This window comes from Thioalkalivibrio sp. ARh3, from assembly GCF_000377265.1.
GTDB lineage: Bacteria > Pseudomonadota > Gammaproteobacteria > Ectothiorhodospirales > Ectothiorhodospiraceae > Thioalkalivibrio > Thioalkalivibrio thiocyanoxidans.
The window spans coordinates 1-21,054 of record NZ_KB897954.1 but is presented as its reverse complement, the minus strand read 5'-3'; the positions used below and the strand labels follow the sequence as shown (position 1 = coordinate 21,054).

General features: G+C 68.1%; 18 protein-coding genes and 1 pseudogene. 7 read left to right on the top strand and 12 right to left on the bottom strand.

Going from position 1 to position 21,054, the window contains the following annotated elements; all coding sequences use genetic code 11:
- Nucleotides 1-2: 2 nt before the first annotated feature.
- A complete protein-coding gene (locus C995_RS0112655) occupies nt 3-1,865 on the top strand; it encodes an SLC13 family permease (RefSeq protein WP_018865293.1) in 1,863 nt (620 codons plus the stop codon).
- 30 nt (nt 1,866-1,895) lie between these two features.
- On the opposite strand, the gene dnaQ is transcribed toward C995_RS0112655, so the two are convergent.
- Genes dnaQ through C995_RS0112640 form a run of 3 tightly spaced genes read right to left on the bottom strand, consistent with a single transcriptional unit; the run spans nt 1,896 to nt 3,841 of the window.
- Nucleotides 1,896-2,612, bottom strand: a complete 717-nt coding sequence (dnaQ, locus tag C995_RS0112650; RefSeq protein WP_018865292.1) for a DNA polymerase III subunit epsilon — start codon at nt 2,610-2,612, stop codon at nt 1,896-1,898.
- A 10-nt stretch (nt 2,613-2,622) separates the two neighbouring features.
- Nucleotides 2,623-3,084 carry a ribonuclease HI gene (gene rnhA, locus C995_RS0112645; RefSeq protein WP_018865291.1) on the bottom strand — a complete coding sequence of 154 codons (462 nt, stop codon included), beginning with the start codon at nt 3,082-3,084 and terminating at the stop codon, nt 2,623-2,625.
- Complete coding sequence (locus C995_RS0112640) at nt 3,077-3,841, bottom strand: hypothetical protein (RefSeq protein WP_020008834.1); 765 nt, start codon at nt 3,839-3,841, stop codon at nt 3,077-3,079. The genes rnhA and C995_RS0112640 overlap by 8 nt, the downstream gene beginning before the upstream one ends.
- Between C995_RS0112640 and C995_RS0112635 the strand changes: the two genes are divergently transcribed.
- On the top strand, nt 3,840-5,426 hold the full coding sequence (locus tag C995_RS0112635; protein ID WP_018865289.1) for a LysM peptidoglycan-binding domain-containing protein: 1,587 nt from the start codon (nt 3,840-3,842) through the stop codon (nt 5,424-5,426). The genes C995_RS0112640 and C995_RS0112635 overlap by 2 nt on opposite strands.
- 39 nt (nt 5,427-5,465) lie before the next feature.
- Here C995_RS0112635 and hflX read toward each other — a convergent pair whose 3' ends face one another.
- From hflX to C995_RS0112600, 7 genes are all read right to left on the bottom strand, one after another.
- Nucleotides 5,466-6,791, bottom strand: coding sequence for a ribosome rescue GTPase HflX (gene hflX / locus C995_RS0112630; RefSeq protein WP_018865288.1), 1,326 nt, complete (start codon nt 6,789-6,791; stop codon nt 5,466-5,468).
- Nucleotides 6,792-6,826: 35 nt separating this feature from the next.
- Nucleotides 6,827-7,081, bottom strand: coding sequence for an RNA chaperone Hfq (gene hfq, locus C995_RS0112625; protein WP_018865287.1), 255 nt, complete (start codon nt 7,079-7,081; stop codon nt 6,827-6,829).
- 92 nt (nt 7,082-7,173) lie between these two features.
- Nucleotides 7,174-8,121 carry a tRNA (adenosine(37)-N6)-dimethylallyltransferase MiaA gene (gene miaA, locus C995_RS0112620; RefSeq protein ID WP_018865286.1) on the bottom strand — a complete coding sequence of 316 codons (948 nt, stop codon included), beginning with the start codon at nt 8,119-8,121 and terminating at the stop codon, nt 7,174-7,176.
- Nucleotides 8,121-10,001 carry a DNA mismatch repair endonuclease MutL gene (mutL, locus tag C995_RS0112615; protein ID WP_018865285.1) on the bottom strand — a complete coding sequence of 627 codons (1,881 nt, stop codon included), beginning with the start codon at nt 9,999-10,001 and terminating at the stop codon, nt 8,121-8,123. The genes miaA and mutL overlap by 1 nt, the downstream gene beginning before the upstream one ends.
- Before the next feature lie 124 nt (nt 10,002-10,125).
- Nucleotides 10,126-11,469: an N-acetylmuramoyl-L-alanine amidase gene (locus tag C995_RS0112610; RefSeq protein WP_018865284.1), complete on the bottom strand. Its 1,344-nt coding sequence runs from the start codon at nt 11,467-11,469 to the stop codon at nt 10,126-10,128.
- 212 nt (nt 11,470-11,681) lie between these two features.
- Nucleotides 11,682-12,149, bottom strand: a complete 468-nt coding sequence (tsaE, locus tag C995_RS0112605; RefSeq protein WP_018865283.1) for a tRNA (adenosine(37)-N6)-threonylcarbamoyltransferase complex ATPase subunit type 1 TsaE — start codon at nt 12,147-12,149, stop codon at nt 11,682-11,684.
- Nucleotides 12,146-13,672 (bottom strand): bifunctional ADP-dependent NAD(P)H-hydrate dehydratase/NAD(P)H-hydrate epimerase, encoded by a 1,527-nt coding sequence (locus tag C995_RS0112600; RefSeq protein WP_026279113.1) that lies wholly within the window; start codon nt 13,670-13,672, stop codon nt 12,146-12,148. Before C995_RS0112600 ends, tsaE begins: the two co-directional genes overlap by 4 nt.
- Before the next feature lie 19 nt (nt 13,673-13,691).
- On the opposite strand from C995_RS0112600, the gene queG reads away from it, so the two are divergent.
- The 3 genes from queG (at nt 13,692) to C995_RS0112585 (ending at nt 18,266) form a co-directional block, all read left to right on the top strand.
- A complete protein-coding gene (gene queG / locus C995_RS0112595; RefSeq protein ID WP_018865281.1) occupies nt 13,692-14,834 on the top strand; it encodes a tRNA epoxyqueuosine(34) reductase QueG in 1,143 nt (380 codons plus the stop codon).
- A 100-nt stretch (nt 14,835-14,934) separates the two neighbouring features.
- Entirely contained in the window at nt 14,935-17,370 is a 2,436-nt protein-coding gene (locus C995_RS0112590; RefSeq protein ID WP_018865280.1) for an EAL domain-containing protein, read from the top strand.
- Nucleotides 17,371-17,474: 104 nt separating this feature from the next.
- Nucleotides 17,475-18,266: a ferredoxin--NADP reductase gene (locus C995_RS0112585; RefSeq protein ID WP_018865279.1), complete on the top strand. Its 792-nt coding sequence runs from the start codon at nt 17,475-17,477 to the stop codon at nt 18,264-18,266.
- A 3-nt stretch (nt 18,267-18,269) separates the two neighbouring features.
- Here the strand turns inward: C995_RS0112585 and C995_RS0112580 are convergent, their stop codons facing one another.
- Nucleotides 18,270-18,875: a DNA-J related domain-containing protein gene (locus tag C995_RS0112580; RefSeq protein WP_018865278.1), complete on the bottom strand. Its 606-nt coding sequence runs from the start codon at nt 18,873-18,875 to the stop codon at nt 18,270-18,272.
- Nucleotides 18,872-19,279: a YchJ family protein gene (locus tag C995_RS0112575; protein WP_018865277.1), complete on the bottom strand. Its 408-nt coding sequence runs from the start codon at nt 19,277-19,279 to the stop codon at nt 18,872-18,874. The genes C995_RS0112580 and C995_RS0112575 overlap by 4 nt, the downstream gene beginning before the upstream one ends.
- Before the next feature lie 132 nt (nt 19,280-19,411).
- Here C995_RS0112575 and C995_RS0112570 point away from each other — a divergent pair, with 132 nt between their 5' ends.
- Both C995_RS0112570 and C995_RS13645 read left to right on the top strand, forming a co-directional pair.
- On the top strand, nt 19,412-20,257 hold the full coding sequence (locus C995_RS0112570; RefSeq protein ID WP_018865276.1) for an SDR family oxidoreductase: 846 nt from the start codon (nt 19,412-19,414) through the stop codon (nt 20,255-20,257).
- A gap of 588 nt (nt 20,258-20,845) precedes the next feature.
- Nucleotides 20,846-21,054 (top strand): annotated as a pseudogene (locus tag C995_RS13645) (IS110 family transposase); the annotation flags it as partial.

Genomic DNA, 21,054 nt, shown 5'->3' with positions numbered 1-21,054 from the left:
CGATGGAGGAGGTCGCCTTTACCCTGGAGATGGGGATCGTGTTCGGCCTGCTGGGGCTGACGATCCTGCTGTTCGTCACCGAGGTCATCCGGATCGACCTGGCGGCGCTGAGCGTGCTGTTCCTGCTCGGCATGGTGGCGCTGGTACCGGGCGTGGCGCCGATCGTCGAGGGCGACGAGCTGTTCTCGGGCTTCGCCTCGAACGCGGTGATCGCGATCATCGCGGTGATGATCATCGGCACGGGCCTGGACCGCTCCGGAGTGATGAACCGCCTGGCCGACCTGATCCTGCGCTTTGGCGGGCACACCGAACGCCGGGTGATGGCCACGACCTCGGGTGCCGTGGGCATCGTCACCAGCTTCATGCAGAACATCGGGGCCGCCGCTCTGTTCATGCCGGTGATCAACCGCATCGGCGCGGCCGCGCGCATCCCGCGCTCGCGGCTGCTGATGCCGATGGGCTTTGCCGCGATCGTCGGCGGCACCCTGACGCTGGTCGCCTCCAGCCCCCTGATCCTGCTCAATGACCTGATGCCCGGGCACCTGGACGACTTCGGGCTGTTCGACGTGACCCCGATCGGGCTGGCGCTGCTGGCCACCCTGATCCTCTACTTTGCGATCCTCGGGCACTGGGTTCTGCCAGCCCGCGAACCACACGACGAGGACCCGGACGAGAGCCGGGTGCAGACCACCTCGGCCTGGTTCCGCGATGTCTACGGGATGGACTTCGGCGTGCGCGAGGCGCGCCTGGGCGAGGAGAGCTCGCTGGTCGGGATGCGGGTGGGCGATTTCGAGGCGGCCTTCGGGGTGCATGTGGTGGGGGTAACCACGGGTGACGAGACGCGCATCGAGCCGAACCGCGACATCGAGCTGGAGCGCGGCGCCCACCTGGCCATCCTGGGCCCGGTCACCACCATCGAGAAGACCTGCGACAGCACCGGGACAATCCTCAAGGACCAACTCGACGTGTTTGCCAGGGCGATGTCCGCCCGCTACGCCGGCATCGCCGAGGTGATCGTGCCCCCCGGCTCCGACCTGATCGGCCAGAGCGTGCGCGACAAGGGGATGCGCCGGACCTACGGCATCTCGGTCCTGCGCATCCAGCGTGGGGACGACCGCATCGTCGACGAGGTCCCGGACACCCCGCTCAAGGCCGGCGACACCCTGGTCGTGCATACCCCGTGGGAGAACCTGCAGGCGCTGGAGGACGACCGCGACTTCGTCGTGGTCACCAGCCGCTACCCGCGCCGCCGCCGCGAAGCACCCGCCAGCCATCGGCCGCTGGCCGCGCTCGGCTCGCTGGCGCTGGGCCTGGGGCTGGTGCTGTTCACCGACCTGCCACTGGCACTGGCCCTGCTGGGGGGTGCGCTGGGGATGATCTTCACCGGCGTGATCGCGATGGACGAGGCCTACCGCGGCATCAGCTGGAAGACGGTGTTTCTGCTGGCCTCGCTGATCCCGCTGGGGCTCGCGGTGGAGAACTCCGGCGCCGGCGAGTGGATCGCGACCAACGGCATGGCGCAGCTGGAGGGGATGCCGGTCTGGGTCCTGCAGGTCGCCGTGTTCCTGCTGGCCACCTTCTTCACGCTGGTGATGTCGAACGTGGGGGCCACGGTACTGCTGGTGCCGCTGGCGGCCAGCTTCGCCACTGTCGCCCAGGGCGTGGGCATCGACGCCGATCCGCGGGTGTTCGCGCTGATCGTCGCGATTGCCGCATCCAACTCCTTCCTGCTGCCCACCCACCAGGTGAATGCCCTGATTATGGACCCGGGCGGCTACCGCGTAGCCGACTACCTGCGCGCCGGCTCGCTGATGACCTTGCTGTTCATGGTCGTCTCGCTGATGGTCATCAACCTGATCTTCTGACCGCGATCGGACGCGCCGCGACGTCCGCCGTCAGGAGGTGGTCGCACGCCAGCGGCAGGCGCCGCCCGCGGCCTCGTCCAGCGTGCGCAGCAGGGCCTCGTGCGCGGCCTGCTCGTCGGCGTCCGGCTCGATCACCGGCAGGGGCTTGCCGGAGCGCTGCGCACGCACCGGGGCGCCGGTCTCCATGCCGCCCTCGCCCCCGGCATCCAGCCCCAGGGCGACCTGCCCCCCGGTCATCGCCAGATAGACATCCGCCAGCAACTCGGCATCAAGCAGCGCGCCATGCAGCGTGCGCCCGGAGGCATCGATCTCGTAGCGCTTGCACAAGGCGTCCAGTGAATTGCGTGTGCCCGGGTGCATGCGTCGCGCCATCACCAGCGAATCGAGCACGGTACAGGCCTGTGCGAGCTCCGCTACCGGTGCGGCATCGCCCAGCAGCCGCAGCTCGTGATTGATGAAACCGACATCGAACGGCGCGTTGTGGATAACCAGCTCGGCCCCGCGCACGAAATCGATGAACTCTCCGGCAATGTCGGCAAAGCGCGGCTTGTCAACGAGGAACTCGTTGGTGATCCCGTGGACCTCGATGGCCCCGGCATCGATCTCGCGGTCCGGCTGCAGGTACTCGTGCAGCTTGCGTCCGGTCGGACGCCGGTTGTCCAGCTCCAGGCAGCCGATCTCGATGATGCGATGGCCCTCGGCCGGCTCCAGGCCGGTGGTCTCGGTGTCCAGCACGATCTGTCGCATGCTAAAGGTCTCAGTTCTCGATAGGTTGGCCGGCGAGCAGGGCATCGATCCCCGCATTGGCCAGCTGGTCGGCACGCTCGTTCTCCGGGTGACCGCTGTGACCGCGCACCCAGTACCACTCGATGTCGTGGCGCGCGGCCTGGGCGTCCAGCGCCTCCCACAGGTCGCGGTTCTTCACCGGGGAACCGCTGGCGGATTTCCAGTTACGACGCTTCCAGCCGGGCAGCCATTCGGTCACGCCCTGCTTCACGTACTTCGAATCCGTGACCAGTTCCACCTTGCAGGGGCGCTTGAGCGTCTCCAGGGCGCGGATCGCGGCCGTCAGTTCCATCCGGTTGTTGGTGGTCTCGGCCTCCGCCCCGTGCAGCTCGCGCTCGGTCCCGCGATAGCGCAGGATCGCGCCCCAGCCGCCGGGGCCCGGGTTGCCACGACAGGCGCCGTCGGTATAGATGTACACACGCTCTTCATCCATGGACTGACTTTGATTCGCTGCGGCTCGAGGTGCGCGAGGATACCAGCCCCGGCCGCAGGCGGGGGCCCGGAGTGGCAAAGCGATACTGCGTAGCCGGACGCAATGGCAGATCCACCCGCTTGTGCGCGACCGTAAGGATCACGCTGGCCAGTGGCGGCAGGCCCCGCCGGGTCCAGGCGTCCACCGGGGCCAGCCGTTGCTGCCAGGTCTCGGACAGACCGGGCGGCAGCAGGCTGAGACTCCACTGCTCCAGCACCTCCAGGTCGGCCGACTCCACGAACTCGCGGTACTGTCGACGTCTGAGCCCCTCGGGCAGCGGCGAGACCCGCACTCCGCCCTGATCCCCCAGTTGCAGGCGATTACCCTCCAGCATGAAGACCATACCCTCCGGCTCCAGCACACGCGCCGCTTCCGCCACCACGGCGGCGGGAAGGTCACTGTAGGCGCAGGGGTGGGCCAGCACGATGCGGCGCGCACAGTCCGATTCCAGCGGCCAGAACTCCGGCTCCATCAATAGCCCGGGCCGCGAGGAGTCCATGCGCACGATCGGCCCCCCCAGGGTATCGGACTCCTCCAGCATCGGGACCGGTGAGAGCTCGATCGCCACCTCTCCGGGGCCGGGTGCCGCATGTTGCCGAATGCGTTGCAAAAGCCGCTCGCGCACCCGCCGACCCTGCGGCTTCTCGTACCAGTGAGAAAGCCAGCGCAGAAAAGGGTCTTGGTGATATTCCGCGTGTGGTTTATCCTTCAGCGCCATGATGATCCGACCCCGCTCCCGACTGCCGCTTGGCATAACCCTGGGCCTGACAACCCTGCTGGCCTCAGCCTGTAGCCTACACGACTCCGACCGCGCGCTGGATACCTCCCAGGTCGACAAACCCGTCGTGGAGGGGCCGAGCCAGGCCGACGTCCAGGCCGCCATGGAACGCCAGGCGCGCGAGGCCGCCGACCAGGCCGCGGAGACCGACGACCTCTGGGAACGCACCCGCCTGGGCTTCGGCTTTACGGACGATCTGCGCCACGAGCGGGTGGAACAGTACATCGAGCACTACCGCAACAACCCGCGCATCGTCCAGCTATCGACCGAACGAGCCGAGCCATTCGCCTATTTCATACTCTCCGAGATCGAGAAGCGCGACATGCCGGCCGAGCTCCTGCTGCTGCCGATCGTGGAAAGCGGCTTTGCCGCCGAGGCGACCTCCAGCGGCCGCGCGGCCGGGATCTGGCAGTTCATCCCCGCAACCGGCGACCATTTCGACCTGGCACGCGACGACTGGTACGACGGCCGCCGCGACGTCTACCAGTCCACCCTCGCTGCGCTGGACTACCTGGAGGCGCTTTATCACCGCTTCGATGACTGGTACCTGGCCCTGGCCGCCTACAACTTCGGTCAGGGCAACGTGACCCGGGCGATGGAGCGCAACGCCGCACGCGGGGAACCCACCGACTACTGGAGCCTGGAGCTCTCGGCCGAGGCGACCGCCTATGTGCCACGCCTGCTGGCCCTGCGCGAGCTGTTCCTGAACCCCGACGAACACGGGACGCAGATCACGCCGATCGCCAATGAGCCGGCCCTGGAGCGGATCGAACCCGGCCGCCAGGCCGATCTCGCCCTGATCGCCGAGATGGTCGGACTCGAGGCGGACGACCTGAAACGCCTGAACCCGGGCTATCAGCGCCACGCGACCCACCCGTCCAGTGCCCAGCACCTGTTCGTTCCGCACGATGCCGCCGAGGCCCTGGAAGTGGCGCTGGCCGAACACGGTGACGATCCGCTGATCCGCTTCCGCGAATACACGGTGGCCAGCGGCGACAACCTTGGCTCCATTGCCCAGCGGGCCGGCACTCGCGTGGCCGTGCTGCGCGAGATGAACGAGCTCAATGGCGACAACATCCGTGCCGGACAGACCCTGAAGCTGCCGGTGACCGGGCAGGAAGACGCCGAGATCCAGGTCGCGGCCGCCGCCGAGGCAGGCGAGCTCGACAGCTACGAAATCCAGGAAGGCGACAGCCTGTGGACGATCAGCGAGCGCACGGGCATGACCATCAGCGAGCTGCGCGCGGCCAACGAGCTGGAGCGCGATGCCATCCTGCGTCCGGGCGATACGTTGCAGGTCGCCCAGGCCGATGCGGGGAGTTCGTCGGATAACGGCCGCAGCGTGGCCTACGAGATCCAGCCCGGGGACTCCCTGTCCAGCATCGCCCGCCAGTTCCAGGTCTCGGTGAGCGACCTGCGCCGCTGGAATTCGCTCAACGGCGACGGCATCCGTGCAGGAGAGACCCTGACGCTCTACGTCGCCGAGGGCGACGACGAGGCCCTTGCACGGGCCCGCGATACCTGAGCTGCACCCACGCGGCTCACAGCCCCCCCGGCCGCAGTCCTACTGACCCACCGCGGTCGAAGGGGTCTCGTCGAACGCGATCTCGATCTGCTCCGGGTTCAGACCGGCATCACTCACCAGCTGCCGGAAACGCCGCTGCGGCAGGCTCAGGCGTAGCTGGATCTGACCGTCCGCGGTGGTCTGCTCCGCCTCCACGGCCTTCTCCTCGTACAGCTGGGCCCGCAGGCGACCGGCGGCGGCCGGAAGCTCTACCCAGCCCCGCATCATCGACTCGGTAAAGGTCTCGGCCAGGCGCTCTTCCAGTGTGGCAATGCCCTCGCCCGTATATGCGGACACCCAGAAGACGTCATCGCTGGAGCCGAAACGGGATGCGTCCGCATCGGGAGTCGATTCCAGCCGGTCAATCTTGTTGTAGACCCGCCAGCAGGGGACATCCTGCGCACCGATCTCCTCCAGCACGGCCTCGACCTGGCGGATGCGCGCCTCGCGCTCGGGGTCGGCGGCGTCGATCACGTGCAGCAGCAACGCGGCCTCGCGGGTTTCGGTCAGCGTCGCCTTGAAGGCCGCCACCAGTTCGTGTGGCAGGTCACGCACGAACCCGACGGTGTCTGCCAGGATCAGCGACTGGTGCGGGGCCAGGTCCAGCCGCCGCAGGGTCGGATCCAGGGTCGCGAACAGCTGATCCGCCTCGTACACATCCGAATGCGTCAGGCGGTTGAACAGCGTGGACTTGCCGGCGTTGGTATAGCCCACCAGGGACACGGTCGGGATCTCGTTGCGCAGGCGCGCCTGACGGCCCTGCTCGCGGGTGCGCTCGACCTTCTCCAGACGCCGTTCGATGTGCTTGATGCGCGCGGCCAGCAGGCGGCGGTCGGTTTCCAGCTGGGTTTCCCCCGGCCCGCGCAGACCAATGCCGCCCTTCTGGCGTTCCAGGTGAGTCCAGCCGCGCACCAGCCGGGTGGCCATGTGCCGCAACTGGGCCAGCTCGACCTGCAGCTTGCCTTCGTGCGAACGTGCGCGCTGGGCAAAGATGTCGAGGATCAGCCCCGCACGGTCCAGCACCCGGCATTGCAGGTGACGTTCGAGGTTGCGTTCCTGACTGGGCGAGAGGGCGTGGTTGAAGATGACCACATCGGCGCCGTGGGCCTCGACCGCGGCACGAATCTCGTCGGCCTTGCCGGCGCCCACGAACAGGCGCGGATGCGGGCGGTCTCTTGAACCCCGCACGAGCTCGAGCACATCCGCGCCGGCGGAGCGGACCAGCTCGTCGAATTCCTGGACCTGGGCCTCGATGTCGGGGTTTTCGCCGATGGCCAGGGCCACCAGCACGGCGCGATCGCCGGCGCTGTCGGGGCGCTCAAACAAGAAGGATGAACCTCCCGCGCATAATCACTGGCTGCTCACGCCTCCGCCTCAGCGGTGGCGGTCGCTTCACCTTCGTTATTCATGCGCACCTGACGGGACGGGACGATGGTCGAGATCGCGTGCTTGTACACCATCTGCGAGACCGTGCTGCGCAACAGGACCACGAACTGATCGAAGGACTCGATCTGCCCCTGCAACTTGATGCCGTTGACCAGATAGATCGAAACGGGAATACGGTCTCGACGCAGCGCGTTCAGGAAGGGTTCCTGCAGCATTTGCCCTTTGGCCATCAGTGCATTCCTTGGTTGTTATTCTTCAATCTCGCCACACGCCAGAGGCTCCTCCACCAAACCCTGACGGGGCCTCTTCAGAGAGTAGCACATCAGCGGTCGAAGTCCGCGGAGCGAATCGCGCTCAGTACCTCCGACCAATCGACCGTGGGCGCGTTCAATCGGGCATGCAGGGGGAACCGCCGCAGGCCCGTCAGCTGGCGCTTGGCCAGTTGCCGGGTAGCGGCGATCGCCCGCTCGCGGAACTGCGCAAAATCGAGCTCTCCCGCCAGCCACTGCCAGCCCTGACGGTAGCCCACCGCACGCTGGGAGGGATGCTCCGCCGTCAGCCCCGGGCGCTGTTGCAGGGCCACCAGTTCGTCGACAAACCCGGCCTCCAGCATCGCGTCGAAGCGGCGGGCGATGCGGTCGCGCAACGCCTCGCGATCCTCCGGCCACAGAGCCAGTGACACCCAGCCCTCCGGCACACGGGCCGCTGCACCCTGCTGGAAGCTCGACAACGGACGCCCGGTCGCCTCGAAGACCTCCAGGGCCCGCAGGATGCGTTGCGGGTCATTCGGGTGGATGCGCGCCGCGGCCGCGGGATCCACCCTGGCCAGTTCGCGATGCAGGCCCTGCCCACCCTCCACGTCCAGGCGTGCACGCACCCGTTCGCGCACCGCATCCGGTACCTCGGGGATCGCGTCGAAGCCATCCAGCAGTGCACGCAGGTACAACAGGGTGCCACCCGCCAGCAGGGCCACCCGGCCACGCGCGTGGATACCGGCGATCGCCTCCCGGGCGTCGCGCGCGAAGTCGGCGGCGCTGTAGGTGTCCTCCGGGTCGCGGATATCCAGCAGATGATGTGGTACGCGGGCACGTTCCTCCGCGGTCGGCTTCGCGGTGCCGATATCCATGCCGCGATAGACCAGCGCGGAATCAACGCTGACGATCTCGGCTTCCAGCGCCTCGGCCAGTGCCAGCGACAGCGCGGTCTTCCCCGAGGCCGTCGGTCCGGCCAGGATCACCACCGGCGGGCGGCCGGACTCGACTGCACCCATTACCGGCCTCGCAGGAACAAGCGATCCAGCGCCTGGTGATCGAGCTCCACCCAGGTCGGGCGGCCGTGGTTGCACTGGCCGGAGCGTTCGGTCGCCTCCATGTCGCGCAACAGCTGGTTCATCTCCGGGAGCGTCAGACGCCGGCCGGAACGCACCGAACCGTGGCAGGCCATGGTGCCCAGCACCGCATTCATCGCGCCCTCGGCGCGGTGGCTGTAGCCGACGGCCGCGAGGTCCGCGAGCACATCGCGCACCAACTGCGCGGTGTCACGCCCGCGCAGCAGCGCCGGGACCGCCCGCAGGGTCAGCGCCTCTGGCCCCGACCGATCCAGTTCGAAACCCAAAGCACCCAGTACACCGGCATGCTCCTCGGCCAGTGCGGCCTCGGCGGGCGTCACCTCCAGCGTCTCCGGGACCAGCAGGGGCTGCGAGGTAATGCCCTGTGCACCCCATTCCCGCTTGAGGCGCTCGTAGGTAATGCGCTCGTGCGCCGCATGCATGTCGACCACGATCAGGCCGCGCGCATTCTCCGCGAGGATAAAGGTCTCCGCGACCTGCCCCAGCGCGAAGCCCAGCGGTGGCATACCTTCCTCACCATCACTTTCACTCGCACCGACTGCCGCCGCGAACGAACGGGGTGCGGGCTCGGCCACCGCGGCTGGCCCGCGGAACTCGGCCCAGGCCGCCGCATAATCTGATGATATGCCAGGCGCATACTCGCGGCGATCACCCAATCCGGCCGCAGGCGACCGGCCTTCGGCCCGGGACTCGGGCACCCCCAGCCCGCTCAGGGCGCGTTCGCGCGGGAACCCCGGCGCAGCCTGCTCCTGCGGCGACCGGGCAGCACCGGGCTCGGCCGGGAGATGCCCGGGCATCCCGCCGTCGCCGGGACGCACATCGGCCAGCGCCTTGTGCAGGGCGTGAAAGATGAAGTCGTGCACCATCCGCGACTCGCGGAAACGCACCTCCTGCTTGGTGGGATGGGCGTTCACGTCCACCTGCACCGGGTCCAGTTCGAGCTCCAGCACGAACATCGGGTGACGGCCGTGGTAGAGCACGTCCTGGTAGGCCTTGCGCACGGCTGCCGCCAGCACACGGTCGCGAATCGCGCGGCCGTTGACGAAGAAATACTGCTGGTCGGGCTGGGCCCGGGACTGGGTCGGCGCCCCCAGCCAGCCGGAGAGCTTGAGGCCGGCACGCTGCTCGTCCACCGGCGTCGCCGCGTCCATGAAGGCCTCGCCCAGCAGGGCACGCACACGTTCGGCGGGGTCCGCCGCGGCGGGCAGGTCCAGTACCACGCGATCATTGTGACGCAGGGTGAAGGCCACCTCCGGGCAGGCCGCCGCCTGGGTGCGGATGACCGTCTCGCAGTGATTGAACTCGGTGCGCTCGGTGCGCACGAACTTGCGCCTTGCGGGGACATTGAAGAACAGGTCGCGCACCTCGACCGTCGTGCCCACCGGGTGCGCGGCCGGGGCCGCCTCGCGAAAGACATCCGAGCCGTCCCCGGTCAACCGCCAGCCATTGCGCTCACCTTCCACCGTCGAGGTCATGGACAGGCGCGAGACGGATGCGATCGATGGCAATGCCTCGCCGCGAAAGCCCAGGGTGTGCAGGGCCTCCAGATCCTCCATCGAACGGATCTTGCTGGTCGCGTGGCGTGACAACGCCAGCGGTAGCTGGTCGCGATGGATGCCGCAACCGTTATCGCTGATCTGGATCAAACGAATGCCGCCCTGCTCCAGACGGATCTCGATGCGGGTCGAGCCCGCGTCCAGGGCATTCTCCACAAGCTCCTTGACCACTGAGGCCGGGCGCTCGACCACCTCGCCCGCCGCGATCTGGTTGATCAGTTGCTCGGAGAGTTTCTCGATGGACACGCGCGAATCCGAGGGCCGGAATGGGCCCACAAGCCTAGGGAAACACGGCCCGATTTGCACGCTTTGGGGCCCCAATGGCGTTACCAGTGGGATACGGTGGCCTGAAACCGTGAATGCCTGCGTATCAGGAGTCGCGCGGGATCTGCAGGACCTGGCCGGCGTAGATGCGATCGTCCCTGACATCGTTCGCCGAACGCAGATCGGTCAGCGACAGGCTGTAGCGGTCGGCGATCCCCGAGAGCGTCTCCCCAGGGCGAATGATGTGCTGATCCGGCTGGCCGTCGGCGATCAGCGTGCCCGGACGCGCGTGGGTCGAGAAGTACGACCGCAGCCCGGTCAGCAGCGCGTCCGCCAGCGAGTTCTGGAAGTCCGTACTGCGCAGCTTGCGCTCCTCGGACGGATTGGAGATAAACGCCGCCTCGACCAGGATGGACGGGACATCGGGCGAGCGCAGCACCGCGAAGTTGGCCCGCTCGACCTCCGGCTTGCGCACCTTGCCCACCCGGTGCAGTTCGGAGATCATGCGCTCAGCCAGGGTATTGCTCGCCTCGAGACTGCCGCTCTGAGCGAGGTCCAGCAGGACGTTGGTCAGGGAGTCATCCTTGCCGTTGATCGGCACACCACCCAGCCGCAGGTCGGCCTGGTTCTCGCGCTGCGCCAGGAACCGGGCGGCCTCGCTGGAGGCCCCGCGTTCGGAGAGCATGTATACCGAGGAGCCCTGCACGTTGCGGTTGGCGATCGCGTCGGCGTGGATCGACATGAACACGTCGGCATCCGCCTCGCGCGCGCGCTCGATGCGCTCGCGCAGGGGCAGGAAGTAGTCCCCGGTACGGATCATCACCGCCTTCATGCCGCGTTCGTCATCGACGCGTTCGGCCAGACGCCTGGAGATCTGCAGCACCACGTCCTTCTCGCGGGTCCCGCCGGGACCGATCGCCCCCGGGTCATGCCCGCCATGGCCGGCGTCGATCGCGACCACGACATCACGCAGGTCCTCCTGCGAACGACCGCGGCGCGGTTCGCCGTTGTCGCCGGACTCCTCGCGGGCCGACTGTGTGGGGGCACCCTCGCGGCTGGTCAGATCCAGCACCAGACGGTGCGGGGAATCCTGGGCCGGCATCAGCTTGAAACTGCGCGGCTCGATCGGCTTGCGCAGGTCGAACACCACCCGCAGATCGCCGCCATCCCGCGGGGCGTGACGAATCGACTCCACGACCGAACGTGGATTGGAGCTGAGCTTCAGCTCGTCCACCGCGCGGGCGTTCTTGATGTCCACCACCAGGCGATCGGGCGACTCGAGCTTGAACATCGAGTACTCGGCATCGCCGTCCATGTCGAAGACCAGGCGCGTGGTGTCGCCATCCACGGACATGCGCACCCGCTCGACACCCGTGCGCGCGAGCGCGGGCAGCGGCAGCCCGACCAGCCCCAGGGCAGTCAGGGCGCGCAGCACCTGGCGGCGGCGCATATCCGGAATCGTGCTTTGGCCCACGGCGAATCCCTTTTTAATTCAGGGGGTCTGACTCCATTGTGGACGCTTTTTCTGGAAAAGCAATAGCAAAATTCGTTCTTTATGAGCGAGATATCGCGGTTTTTGCGTGTGCCATTGCAACTGAGACCTCGCCCGACAAGAACCGAAGCCCCTCTCAGAAACTCGATTTTTTACGTTTTTTCATTGGGTTATAAGGATGGGGAGTGTCGCTCGAGGCGCGTGCGATACTCGCCGGCGGCCGGGCCGGAGACATAAAGCATGCGCCCGTCCGGCTCGCACGGCTCCAGCCGCACCCTTAGGTCCGGCTCCGGCAGCCAGCCCGCCCCGCGCTCCGGCCACTCCACCAGCCAGAGGGCCTGCTCGCCAAAGGCCTCGCGCACCCCCAGATACTCCAGCTCCTCCGGGTCCGCCAAGCGATACAGATCGAAGTGCAGCACGCTGCGCCCCTGGAGTTCGTAGGGCTCCACCAGCGTGTAGGTGGGGCTGCGCACGTTGCCCGCATGCCCCAGCGCCTGCAGGAGGCCGCGCGCCCAGGTCGTTTTGCCCGCGCCGAGATCCCCCTCCAGGTAGACGATCCGCAGGCCTTCCATTCCTGCAAGCACTGCACCGGCCCGCTCCGTGGCCGCGGCGTCCGGCAGCCGGATCCCTTCGTTCACGCCCCTTCCTCCCCGGCGGCGGCCGGCAGGGCATCCGCCAGCTCGCCCGCCAGCAGCCCGCGCCAGCTGCCCAGCCGCGCGCGCAGGACCTGGCCCGCGGCACAATGCCAGGCTGCCCCGATCTCGGCCGCGGCACGCGCCTCGAGCCCCTGCGCCCGCAGCGCGACGATAATCCCCGTGAGCACATCCCCGCTCCCGGGGACCGCCATGCCGGCATGGCCTCCGGTCACACAGGTCAGCGGCCCGCCCCCAACATCGGGATCGGCGTCGGCGACCAGCGTCCCGGCCCCCTTGAGCAGCGACACGCCGCCGAAGCGCTGCGCCAGCTCGAGCACAGCCGCCGGTCGATCGGCCTCGACCTCCGACGCCGGGCGGTTCAACAGGCGACCGGCCTCGCCCGGATGCGGCGTCAGGACCCAGGAGTCCATCTGACGGGGTGTCGCGGCCAGCAGATTGAGGGCATCGGCATCCACCACCAGGGGCACACCGGCATCCGCGACTGCGTGCCACAGGCGGCGCCCCCATTCCTCGGTACCCAGACCCGGACCTGCCGCGATCACATCCACCTGACGGGCCAGACGCAACAGATCGGCCGGCGCGCGCACCGCCCGCACCATGATCTCGGGCCGGTCGGCATTGGCCCAGGCCGCATGGTCCTCGTGCGTGGCCAGCGTCACGCGCCCGGCCCCGGCGCGCAGGGCCGCCAGCGCCGTCAGACGGGCCGCCCCGGAGAACCCCGGCGCGCCCCCGACCACCAGCACATGCCCGGCGTCGCCCTTGTGCGCCCCCGGCCGGCGGGCCGGCAGGCGGGCCCGCCAGCCCTCCGGGCCCAGATGCCGGGCCCGCGGCATCACGCCCCGGGCGATCTGCTCGGGCAGATCCAGCCGTGCCACCTCCACGCTACCCGCGCAGTCCACGCCTGCGCCGGTGCGCAGGCCCAGCTTGTCGGCAATCATGGTCACGGTAAGCCGGGCGCGCACCGCGGGTCCCGGCACCGCGCCGGTATCGGCATTGACGCCCGAGGGGATGTCCGCGGCCAGCACGGGCCGTCCGGAGGCATTCAGGCGCTCGACCACCTCGCCGTAGGCATCATGCAGCGGTCGCTCCAGCCCGATACCGAACAGGCAGTCGACCCACAGCTCGGCGTCCGCCGGGTCGAAGGCCTCGAGCGGCGCCGTCGCACCCCCGTGCTCGATCCAGCGCCGATGTGCCTGACGTCCGTCCGACTCCGGGCGCGCACGCGACGGGCCGCCGTGGAGCCGCACATCCAGGCCGGCCTGTGCCGCCAGTCGCGCCAGCACATAGCCGTCGCCCCCGTTGTTGCCGGGGCCGCATAGGATGCCGAGCCGGCGCACAGCGGGCCAGTGGGCCCTGACGGCCGCCAGCAGGGCCGCCCCGGCCCGCTCCATCAATTCCCCGGGCACGATCTCCGGCAGGGCCATACCGGCCGCATCCAGGGCCCGCATGCCCTCGCTGTCGTAGAGCGCGCTGGTCAGGGGGATCACCCCGGGTCCATCATTCACGTTTCTTGCCCCGATCGTAATGATTGCCGAAATCGTGCCTGAGCCTCTCGATCCACGCCAATGTGCCGCGCTGGCCGAACAGATTCGCGTCTGGGGCCGCGAACTGGGCTTCCAGGCACTGCGCATCGCGCCCGCCACCGTCCCGGAGGCGGATCGCCAGCACCTGGACCGCTGGCTGCAGAAGGGCTCGCACGGCGAGATGGACTGGATGGCCGACCGCGCCGCACTGCGCCACGAGCCCGCGCAACTGATGCCGGGCGTGGAGCGCGTGATCAGCGTACGCATGGACTATTTCCCGCCACGCACCCGGCGCCCGGCCATCCAGCTGGCCGAACGCGACCGCGCCTATGTCTCCCGCTACGCCCTCGGCCGCGACTACCACAAGCTGATCCGCAAGCGCCTGACCGAACTGGGCCGGCGCATCGAAGCCGCGGCAGGACCGCACGGCTATCGCGCGTTCACCGACAGCGCGCCCATCCTGGAAAAGGCCCTGGCCGCCCGCGCCGGGCTCGGCTGGATCGGCAAGAACACCAACCTGCTCGCCCGCGAGAGCGGCTCCTGGTTCTTCCTTGGCGAGCTGTTTACGGACCTGCCGCTCCCGGTCGACGACCCGGTCGGCGAACACTGCGGGGCGTGTACCGCCTGCCTCGACATCTGCCCGACCCAGGCCTTTCGCGGGCCCTACGACCTGGATGCCCGACGCTGCATCTCCTACCTCACCATCGAACTGAAGGGATCGATCCCCGAAGAGCTGCGTCCGCTGATCGGCAACCGCATCTACGGCTGCGATGACTGCCAGCTGGTCTGCCCGTGGAACCGCTTTGCCGAGGTCTCCGCGGAGCCCGACTTCGTTGCCCGTCACGGGCTGGATGCCGCCAGCCTGGTAGAGCTGTTCGGCTGGGACGAGTCCACCTTCCTGCAACGCACCGAGGGCATGGCCATCCGCCGCATCGGCCATGAACAGTGGCTGCGCAATCTGGCGGTCGCCCTGGGCAATGGCCCGGCCTCCGCGGAGGCCGAGGCGGCCCTTCGCGCCCGTGCCGACCACCCCTCCGCCCTGGTACGCGAACACGTCGGCTGGGCACTCGAACAATTGCGCCGCCGCCCCCCCAACCCCCCCGCGAAGCACCTCTCCCGTCTCACGCAGGCCCCCGGGCCTTGAGCAACGACCGGCGCTTGCCAGCACCGGCGCAACAGGGGACACTCGGAACCGGATTGCACCCCCGGCCCCGGCACCCCACGAAAGGATTCACCCCGTCGCCATGCCCCACCACCCGGACAGCACCCGCTTCCAGCGCCTGTTTGAACAGGCACCAGAGGCGCAGCTGGTGCTCAATCGTGCGGGCAATATTGTCGCGGCCAACCAGGCCGCAACGCGCCTGCTGGGCTACCCCCGGGACGAACTGACGGGCGGTATCCACATCACCGCGATCGACCTCGAGGCCACCCCGGCCGACGTCGACCGTGCGCACGGCCAACCCGAGGAGCGTCTGCCAGCCCGCTTCGAGACGCGGTTCCGCCGCCGGGACGGCACAGAGTTCCCGGCCGAGATCCACACCAACGCGATCCACACCGGGAAAGACATCGAGGTCCTGACCACGGTCCGCGACATCACCCGGCAGCAGCAATCCGAGCAGGCCCTGCACGAGCTGGAGACCCAGCTCTCGGCCACGATCCGCCACGCGCCGCTGATCCTGTTCGGGCTCGGGCCGGACGGGGTCTTCACCCTGTCCGAGGGGGCCGCGCTGCACAGCCTGGGTCTGCAACCCGGCGAGGCCGTCGGGCAGGACGCACGTCGGTTGTACGCCGAACATCCGGCCATCCTGTCCGCAATCGACCGCGCGCTCGCGGGAGAGCAATTCCAAAGCGAGGTCAAGGTCGGCGACAGCCACTTCGCCATCTCCTGGATGCCGATGGAGAGGGTCCGATCGCAACAGCCGGGCGTACTCGGCGTCGCCTGGGACATCAGCTCGCTGCGTGTAGCCGAGGCGACCACCGCCTCGGAGCGCGATCGGCTGCTGACCACCCTGCATTCCATCAGCGACGGCGTGCTAACCGCGGACACCACCGGGCGCCTGACCTACCTCAACCCGTCGGCCCGCGACCTGCTGGGCGTGGATGCCACGGCGGTCCAGGGCCAGCGCCTCGACGAGGTGCTGGAGCTCGAGGATACGCATACCGGTCACCGGGTCCTGAACCCGGTCGCGCAGTGCCTGGAGACGGGCATGACGCTGGAGTCCCCCGAGCGCGTGCTGCGCCGTCCGGACGGTGCGGCCCGTGTGGTCCGGCTGCTGGTCTCGCCCCTGCGGCGGCCGGACCACCACAGCGAGGGGGTCGTGGTCGTACTGCACGACCACACCGAACTGTGGCGAATGACGCAGCAACTGAACCACCAGGCCACACACGACGAACTCACCGGCCTGTGCAACCGGCGCGAATTCGAACGCCGCCTGGACGAGGCCCTGCGCACCCTGGACGAGGGCGACACGCCCCACGCGCTGTTCTACATGGACCTGGACCAGTTCAAGATCATCAACGATACCTGTGGCCACCAGGCCGGGGATGCACTGCTGCGCGAACTGGCCGACCTGCTGCCCGCCCATATTCGCGACAGCGACATCCTTGCGCGGCTCGGCGGCGACGAGTTCGGCCTGCTGCTGATGCATTGCCCGTTGGAACGCGCGGAGGCCATCGGCAAAAAACTGCTGGCCACCGCCCAGGGCCTGCGCTTCTCCTGGGAGGGTCGCCGCTTCGATGTCGGCATGAGCATCGGCCTGGTCCCGATCGAGGGCCCCGGGCGGAACCTTCCAGAGGTCCTCAGCCAGGCGGATTCCGCCTGCTACGTGGCCAAGGACCTCGGGCGCAACGGCCTCTATACCTGGAAGCCCTCCGACCAGATCCTGCGCCGGCGCCATGGCGAGATGGAATGGGTCGGCCGTCTGCGTGCGGCGCTGGAGGAGGCCCGTTTTGTCGCCTTTGCCCAGCCGGTCAAGCCCCTGAACGGCACCGACCTGCCGCTGGATCATGTCGAAATCCTGCTGCGCCTGCGCGGCGAAGACGGAACCCTGATCACGCCGGGCGCCTTCATCCCGGCCGCCGAGCGCTACCACCTGATGCCCGAGATCGATCGCCATGTGATCGATCTCGTATTCCGGCAGCTGGCCGACTACCGTGACCGGAACCCGCATCACGCCCTGATCGTGGTGTCGATCAATCTGTCCGGACAGTCGCTGGCGCAGGACGGGATGCTCGAGTTCATCACCAGCCGCTTGAGCCAATTCTGCATTCAGGCCCAACAGGTCATCTTCGAGATCACCGAGACCGCCGCGATCAGCCATCACGACCGCGCGCAGGGGCTGATCCGCGCGCTGCGCTACATGGGCTGCCGCTTCTCTCTGGACGACTTCGGCAGCGGGTTGTCCTCGTTCGGCTACCTGAAGAACCTGCCGGTCGACTTCCTCAAGGTGGACGGCAGCTTCGTGCGCGACATCGCGACCAACGCGGTCGATGCGGCGATGGTGACCGCGATCCACCGCGTCGGCCATGTACTCGGGCTGCGCACCATCGCCGAATGCGTGGAATCCAAAGAGACCATGCATCACCTGCGCGAGATCGGGCTCGATTTTGTCCAGGGCTATCACCTGGCCAGGCCGATGCCCCTGGCCGACTACCTCGCGGATCTTGCCGGTCAGGATTGAATCCCCGCCTGCCGCCTCAACCCTTTAGATATCCGACGCTTTCGCCTTGCCAACGGCAAGCTGTTAGCGTGAATCCATCCGCAATCAATCAACCGTGGGAACCCATGCCGTACTCGGAAGAACAGATCACCTCGACCCATCGCTGGTCGGACAAGACCTTCAGCTTCAAGACCACGCGCCCGGAAGGCCTGCAGTTCAAGAACGGGCAGTTCGTGACGCTGGGGCTGCGCCCCGAGGGCAAGCTGATCCCGCGCGCCTACTCGATCGTCTCCGAACCCGACGCCGAGGAACTGGAGTTCCTGAGCATCCACGTGCCCGACGGCGCGCTGACCAGTCGTCTGGCCCAGGTTAGCCCGGGCGACTCGATCTGGATCAACACCAAGGTCACCGGTTCGCTGACCTTCGACTACGTGCAGCCCGGGCGCACCCTGTACATGCTGGCCACCGGCACGGGCCTGGCCCCGTTCATCTCGCTGATCCGCAGCCCGGAGCTGTTCGAGCACTTCGAGAACGCGGTGCTGGTACACAGCGTGCGTACCGTCGAGGAGCTGGCCTATCGCCAGGAGATCGAGTCGCGCATCAGCGACCGCCTGCGCTACGTACCGACGGTGACCCGCGAGAACCACGACTTTGCCTGCCCGATCGCACAGCAGCCGTATGACAACAACCAGCGCGGCGCCGACATGTTCCGCTCCGGCGAACTGTTTCAGATCCTCAACCTGCCGCCGGCGGATCCCGAGCACGACCGCGTGATGCTCTGCGGCAACCCGGCGATGAACCGCGAAATGACCGAGTGGCTGGTCGAACACGGCTGGACCCAGACCAACTACAAGGGGGTCGGCAACTTCACCGTGGAACAGGCGTTCGTGACCACGATGTCCGACTCGGACGACTAGTCCCTATCCCTGTTCCAGCAGCACCCAGCGGGCCGCGTTGATGCGCTGCAGGGTGGCCGTGTCGCCCCCGCGATCCGGGTGGTGACGCTGCGCCAGCCGCCGATACTGCTGCCGGATCGCCGCCGCATCGACCGGATCCTCCAGCCCCAGCACCTCGAGCGCCTGTCCGCGCCGCTGATCGCGTGCCAGATGCGACCAGAACTCGCCCAGCAGCGCTTCCACCGCGGCCGCGTCCATCCCCTCCAGCCGCCTCAGGTCCAGGTAGTAGGCGCGCAGCGGATCAGCCCGCGCCGGCAGGCTTGATCCCGTATCCGCCACCGGTAACGGCTCGATCCCGATATCCAGGCAGTGGATGCGCAGCCATTCGCCCTGCTCCACCAGCGTATCGCGCAGCCGGTGCAGGCAGTGGAACAGCACAAAGTGGGTCTGGAACAGGCTCAACGGCTCCTGCAGGCAAGCCGCGGCGAACGGCTCCCCCCCCTGATCGCGAAGCCGCGCAATCAGCTCGTGCTCCGTACATCCGCGAGGGTATTCGCGCAGCGCCTCCAGCACCCGCTCCAGCAGTGCCGTATCCACCGGCGAACCGGCCGGGCGATCCTCATCGATCATGCGCCCGGGAACTCGCCGTCCACATAGACCCAGCGCCCGCCCTCGCGGCGAAAGCGGCTGCGCTCATGCAGACGCACCCCCTGCCCGCGCACCCGTGAGCGGGCGACGAACTCGACCCAGCCCTCCTGATCCTTCGGCCCGCCCGCCTCGGTCGCGCGGATCGCCAGACCCAGCCAGCGCTGGTCCGGCTCCAGCGCCAGGGATTGCGGTCGCGTCGCGGCGGCCCAGGTCGCCAGCAGGTAGTCCTCGCGCCCCTCGACGAACGCGGCATAGCGCGAGCGCATCAGCGCCTCCGCCGTCGGGGCCGCAGCCTCGCCGTCGAGAAACGGCCCGCAGCACGCCGCCCGGCCCAGCCCGGATCCGCAGACGCATCCATCCCCCTTGCTGCGGCTGGCCTTGCCCAAGCGATACCTCCCCTCATCGAAGTCCCCGCCAGCATGCCCGAGCCATCGCCCCGGGTCGAACCCTTACTCTGGGGCTGGTCTTCCGCACGCCGAAACGTTAGCTTGCAAAAGTGCCCAGAGAGATACTGATTAATGGCCAACATCCTGATCATGGGCTGCGGCGATCTTGGCTGCGGCGTCGGAGAACAGCTCGCCGCAGCCGGGCACACGGTCTGGGGCCTGCGCCGTCAGCCGGAGCGCATCCCGGAACCGATCCACCCGCTGGCCGGCGACTTCGCCCGCGCGGACGCCCTGCCGCCACTCCCCCCGGATCTGGATACCGTCTACTTCATCGCCACCCCCGGGGAGTTCACCGAGCCCGCGTACCGCCGCGCCTATGTCGACGGCCTGCGCAACACCCTGGCCGCGCTGGAGCAGGCCCACCAGCACCCGCGCCGCACCGTGTTCGTCTCCAGCACTTCGGTCTTTGGTGCCGACGACGGGCGCTGGGTGGACGAAACCAGCTCCGCCGAGCCCACCCGCTTCTCCGGGCGCTGCCTGCTGGAGGCCGAGCAGTTGCTGGCCGACAGCCCGTTTGCCGGCGTGGTCGTGCGCTTTGGCGGCATCTATGGTCCGGGGCGCGAGTACCACCTGCGCAAGGTGCGCGAGGGCGTGCGCGGCCAGCACGAGGCGCCGGTCTGGACCAACCGCATCCACCGCGAGGACTGCGTGGGTCTCCTGACCCACCTGTTTCATCTGGCCGACCCCGAGGCGCTTTATCTGGGCGTCGATGACGAACCGGCGCTGCGCCACGAACTGCTTGGCTGGCTGGCGCAAGAGATGGAGCTCGATCCCCCGGGGCCGCCGCCGATGCCGGCCGGCGACGTCCGCGGCAAGCGCTGCCGCAACGCGCGGCTGCATGCCAGCGGGTATCACCTGCGCTACCCCGACTACCGCACCGGCTATCGCGCGCTGCTCGACCAGCTCGCCACCACCTGAGCCAAGCTCTCACGTCTTTCAGGCTGGGCCTGGTTCGGCATCCGGTGTTTAAGTGCCTTCGGTCTGCCGCCTGCCGTGCGCTCACTCGCGAGCGCGCCGCGAGTTACTTCTTTGCTCGTGCAAAGAAGTAACCAAGAAACACGCCCGGGATTCGCCCAGGAACCTTGCTCCGGACGCGCCAGGCCGGCGGCGCTGAAACTCGCTGCGCTCAGACAGTCAGCGCCTTCTCCCGGCCTGTCACGCCCTCCACAAGGGGCTCATATCGGGAGGGTAGGTCGAAACAGGCGGTGTTCCCGCACCTGTCTTGGGCCCCGAGTTGTAGGGTGCGTTGAGCGAAGCGAAACGCACCGTTCCAGCGTCGGGGCAATCCTGATGCGATTCGCTCCGCTCATCCGCATCCTTGTGTCTTGCGGTTCACGGATCGCTACCATGGACCGCACCGGACTCGGGGTAACCCGATCGCATCCTGAGGTCACAAACCTGTTTTGTAGATGGGCCCCCGAGTCCTTTTTCATCTCGAAGTTTGAACGGTATCCAAGCTCCCCGTGAAGGGCGGGTGAAGCTGTACGGACAAGGTGAGAGGACGAGATGGCTCATATTGGCATTGATGTCAGCAAGAACAAGCTCGACTGCATGTGGGTCCGGGATCTGGAGGCGGGCAAGGTCAAGCCGAAGGTATTCCCGAACCGCCAGGACCAGTACCCGGAGTTGCTGCGCTGGCTGCAGCGCAACACGGGTGAAGCGCCCGAGACGCTTCAAGTGTATCTGGAAGCCACCGGCATCTATCACGAACCGCT

What these genes read in the sequence shown, in the direction of transcription:
- C995_RS0112640 (WP_020008834.1), bottom strand. Translation starts at nt 3,841, where the DNA reads ATGGCGCTGAAGGATAAACCACACGCGGAATATCACCAAGACCCTTTT.
- dnaQ (WP_018865292.1), bottom strand. Translation starts at nt 2,612, where the DNA reads ATGCGACAGATCGTGCTGGACACCGAGACCACCGGCCTGGAGCCGGCC.
- C995_RS0112610 (WP_018865284.1), bottom strand. Translation starts at nt 11,469, where the DNA reads ATGCGCCGCCGCCAGGTGCTGCGCGCCCTGACTGCCCTGGGGCTGGTC.
- rnhA (WP_018865291.1), bottom strand. Translation starts at nt 3,084, where the DNA reads ATGGATGAAGAGCGTGTGTACATCTATACCGACGGCGCCTGTCGTGGC.
- C995_RS0112585 (WP_018865279.1), top strand. Translation starts at nt 17,475, where the DNA reads ATGCCGTACTCGGAAGAACAGATCACCTCGACCCATCGCTGGTCGGAC.
- C995_RS0112570 (WP_018865276.1), top strand. Translation starts at nt 19,412, where the DNA reads ATGGCCAACATCCTGATCATGGGCTGCGGCGATCTTGGCTGCGGCGTC.
- miaA (WP_018865286.1), bottom strand. Translation starts at nt 8,121, where the DNA reads ATGGGTGCAGTCGAGTCCGGCCGCCCGCCGGTGGTGATCCTGGCCGGA.
- hfq (WP_018865287.1), bottom strand. Translation starts at nt 7,081, where the DNA reads ATGGCCAAAGGGCAAATGCTGCAGGAACCCTTCCTGAACGCGCTGCGT.
- C995_RS0112635 (WP_018865289.1), top strand. Translation starts at nt 3,840, where the DNA reads ATGATGATCCGACCCCGCTCCCGACTGCCGCTTGGCATAACCCTGGGC.
- C995_RS0112655 (WP_018865293.1), top strand. Translation starts at nt 3, where the DNA reads ATGGAGGAGGTCGCCTTTACCCTGGAGATGGGGATCGTGTTCGGCCTG.
- C995_RS0112580 (WP_018865278.1), bottom strand. Translation starts at nt 18,875, where the DNA reads ATGATCGATGAGGATCGCCCGGCCGGTTCGCCGGTGGATACGGCACTG.
- queG (WP_018865281.1), top strand. Translation starts at nt 13,692, where the DNA reads ATGATTGCCGAAATCGTGCCTGAGCCTCTCGATCCACGCCAATGTGCC.
- C995_RS0112590 (WP_018865280.1), top strand. Translation starts at nt 14,935, where the DNA reads ATGCCCCACCACCCGGACAGCACCCGCTTCCAGCGCCTGTTTGAACAG.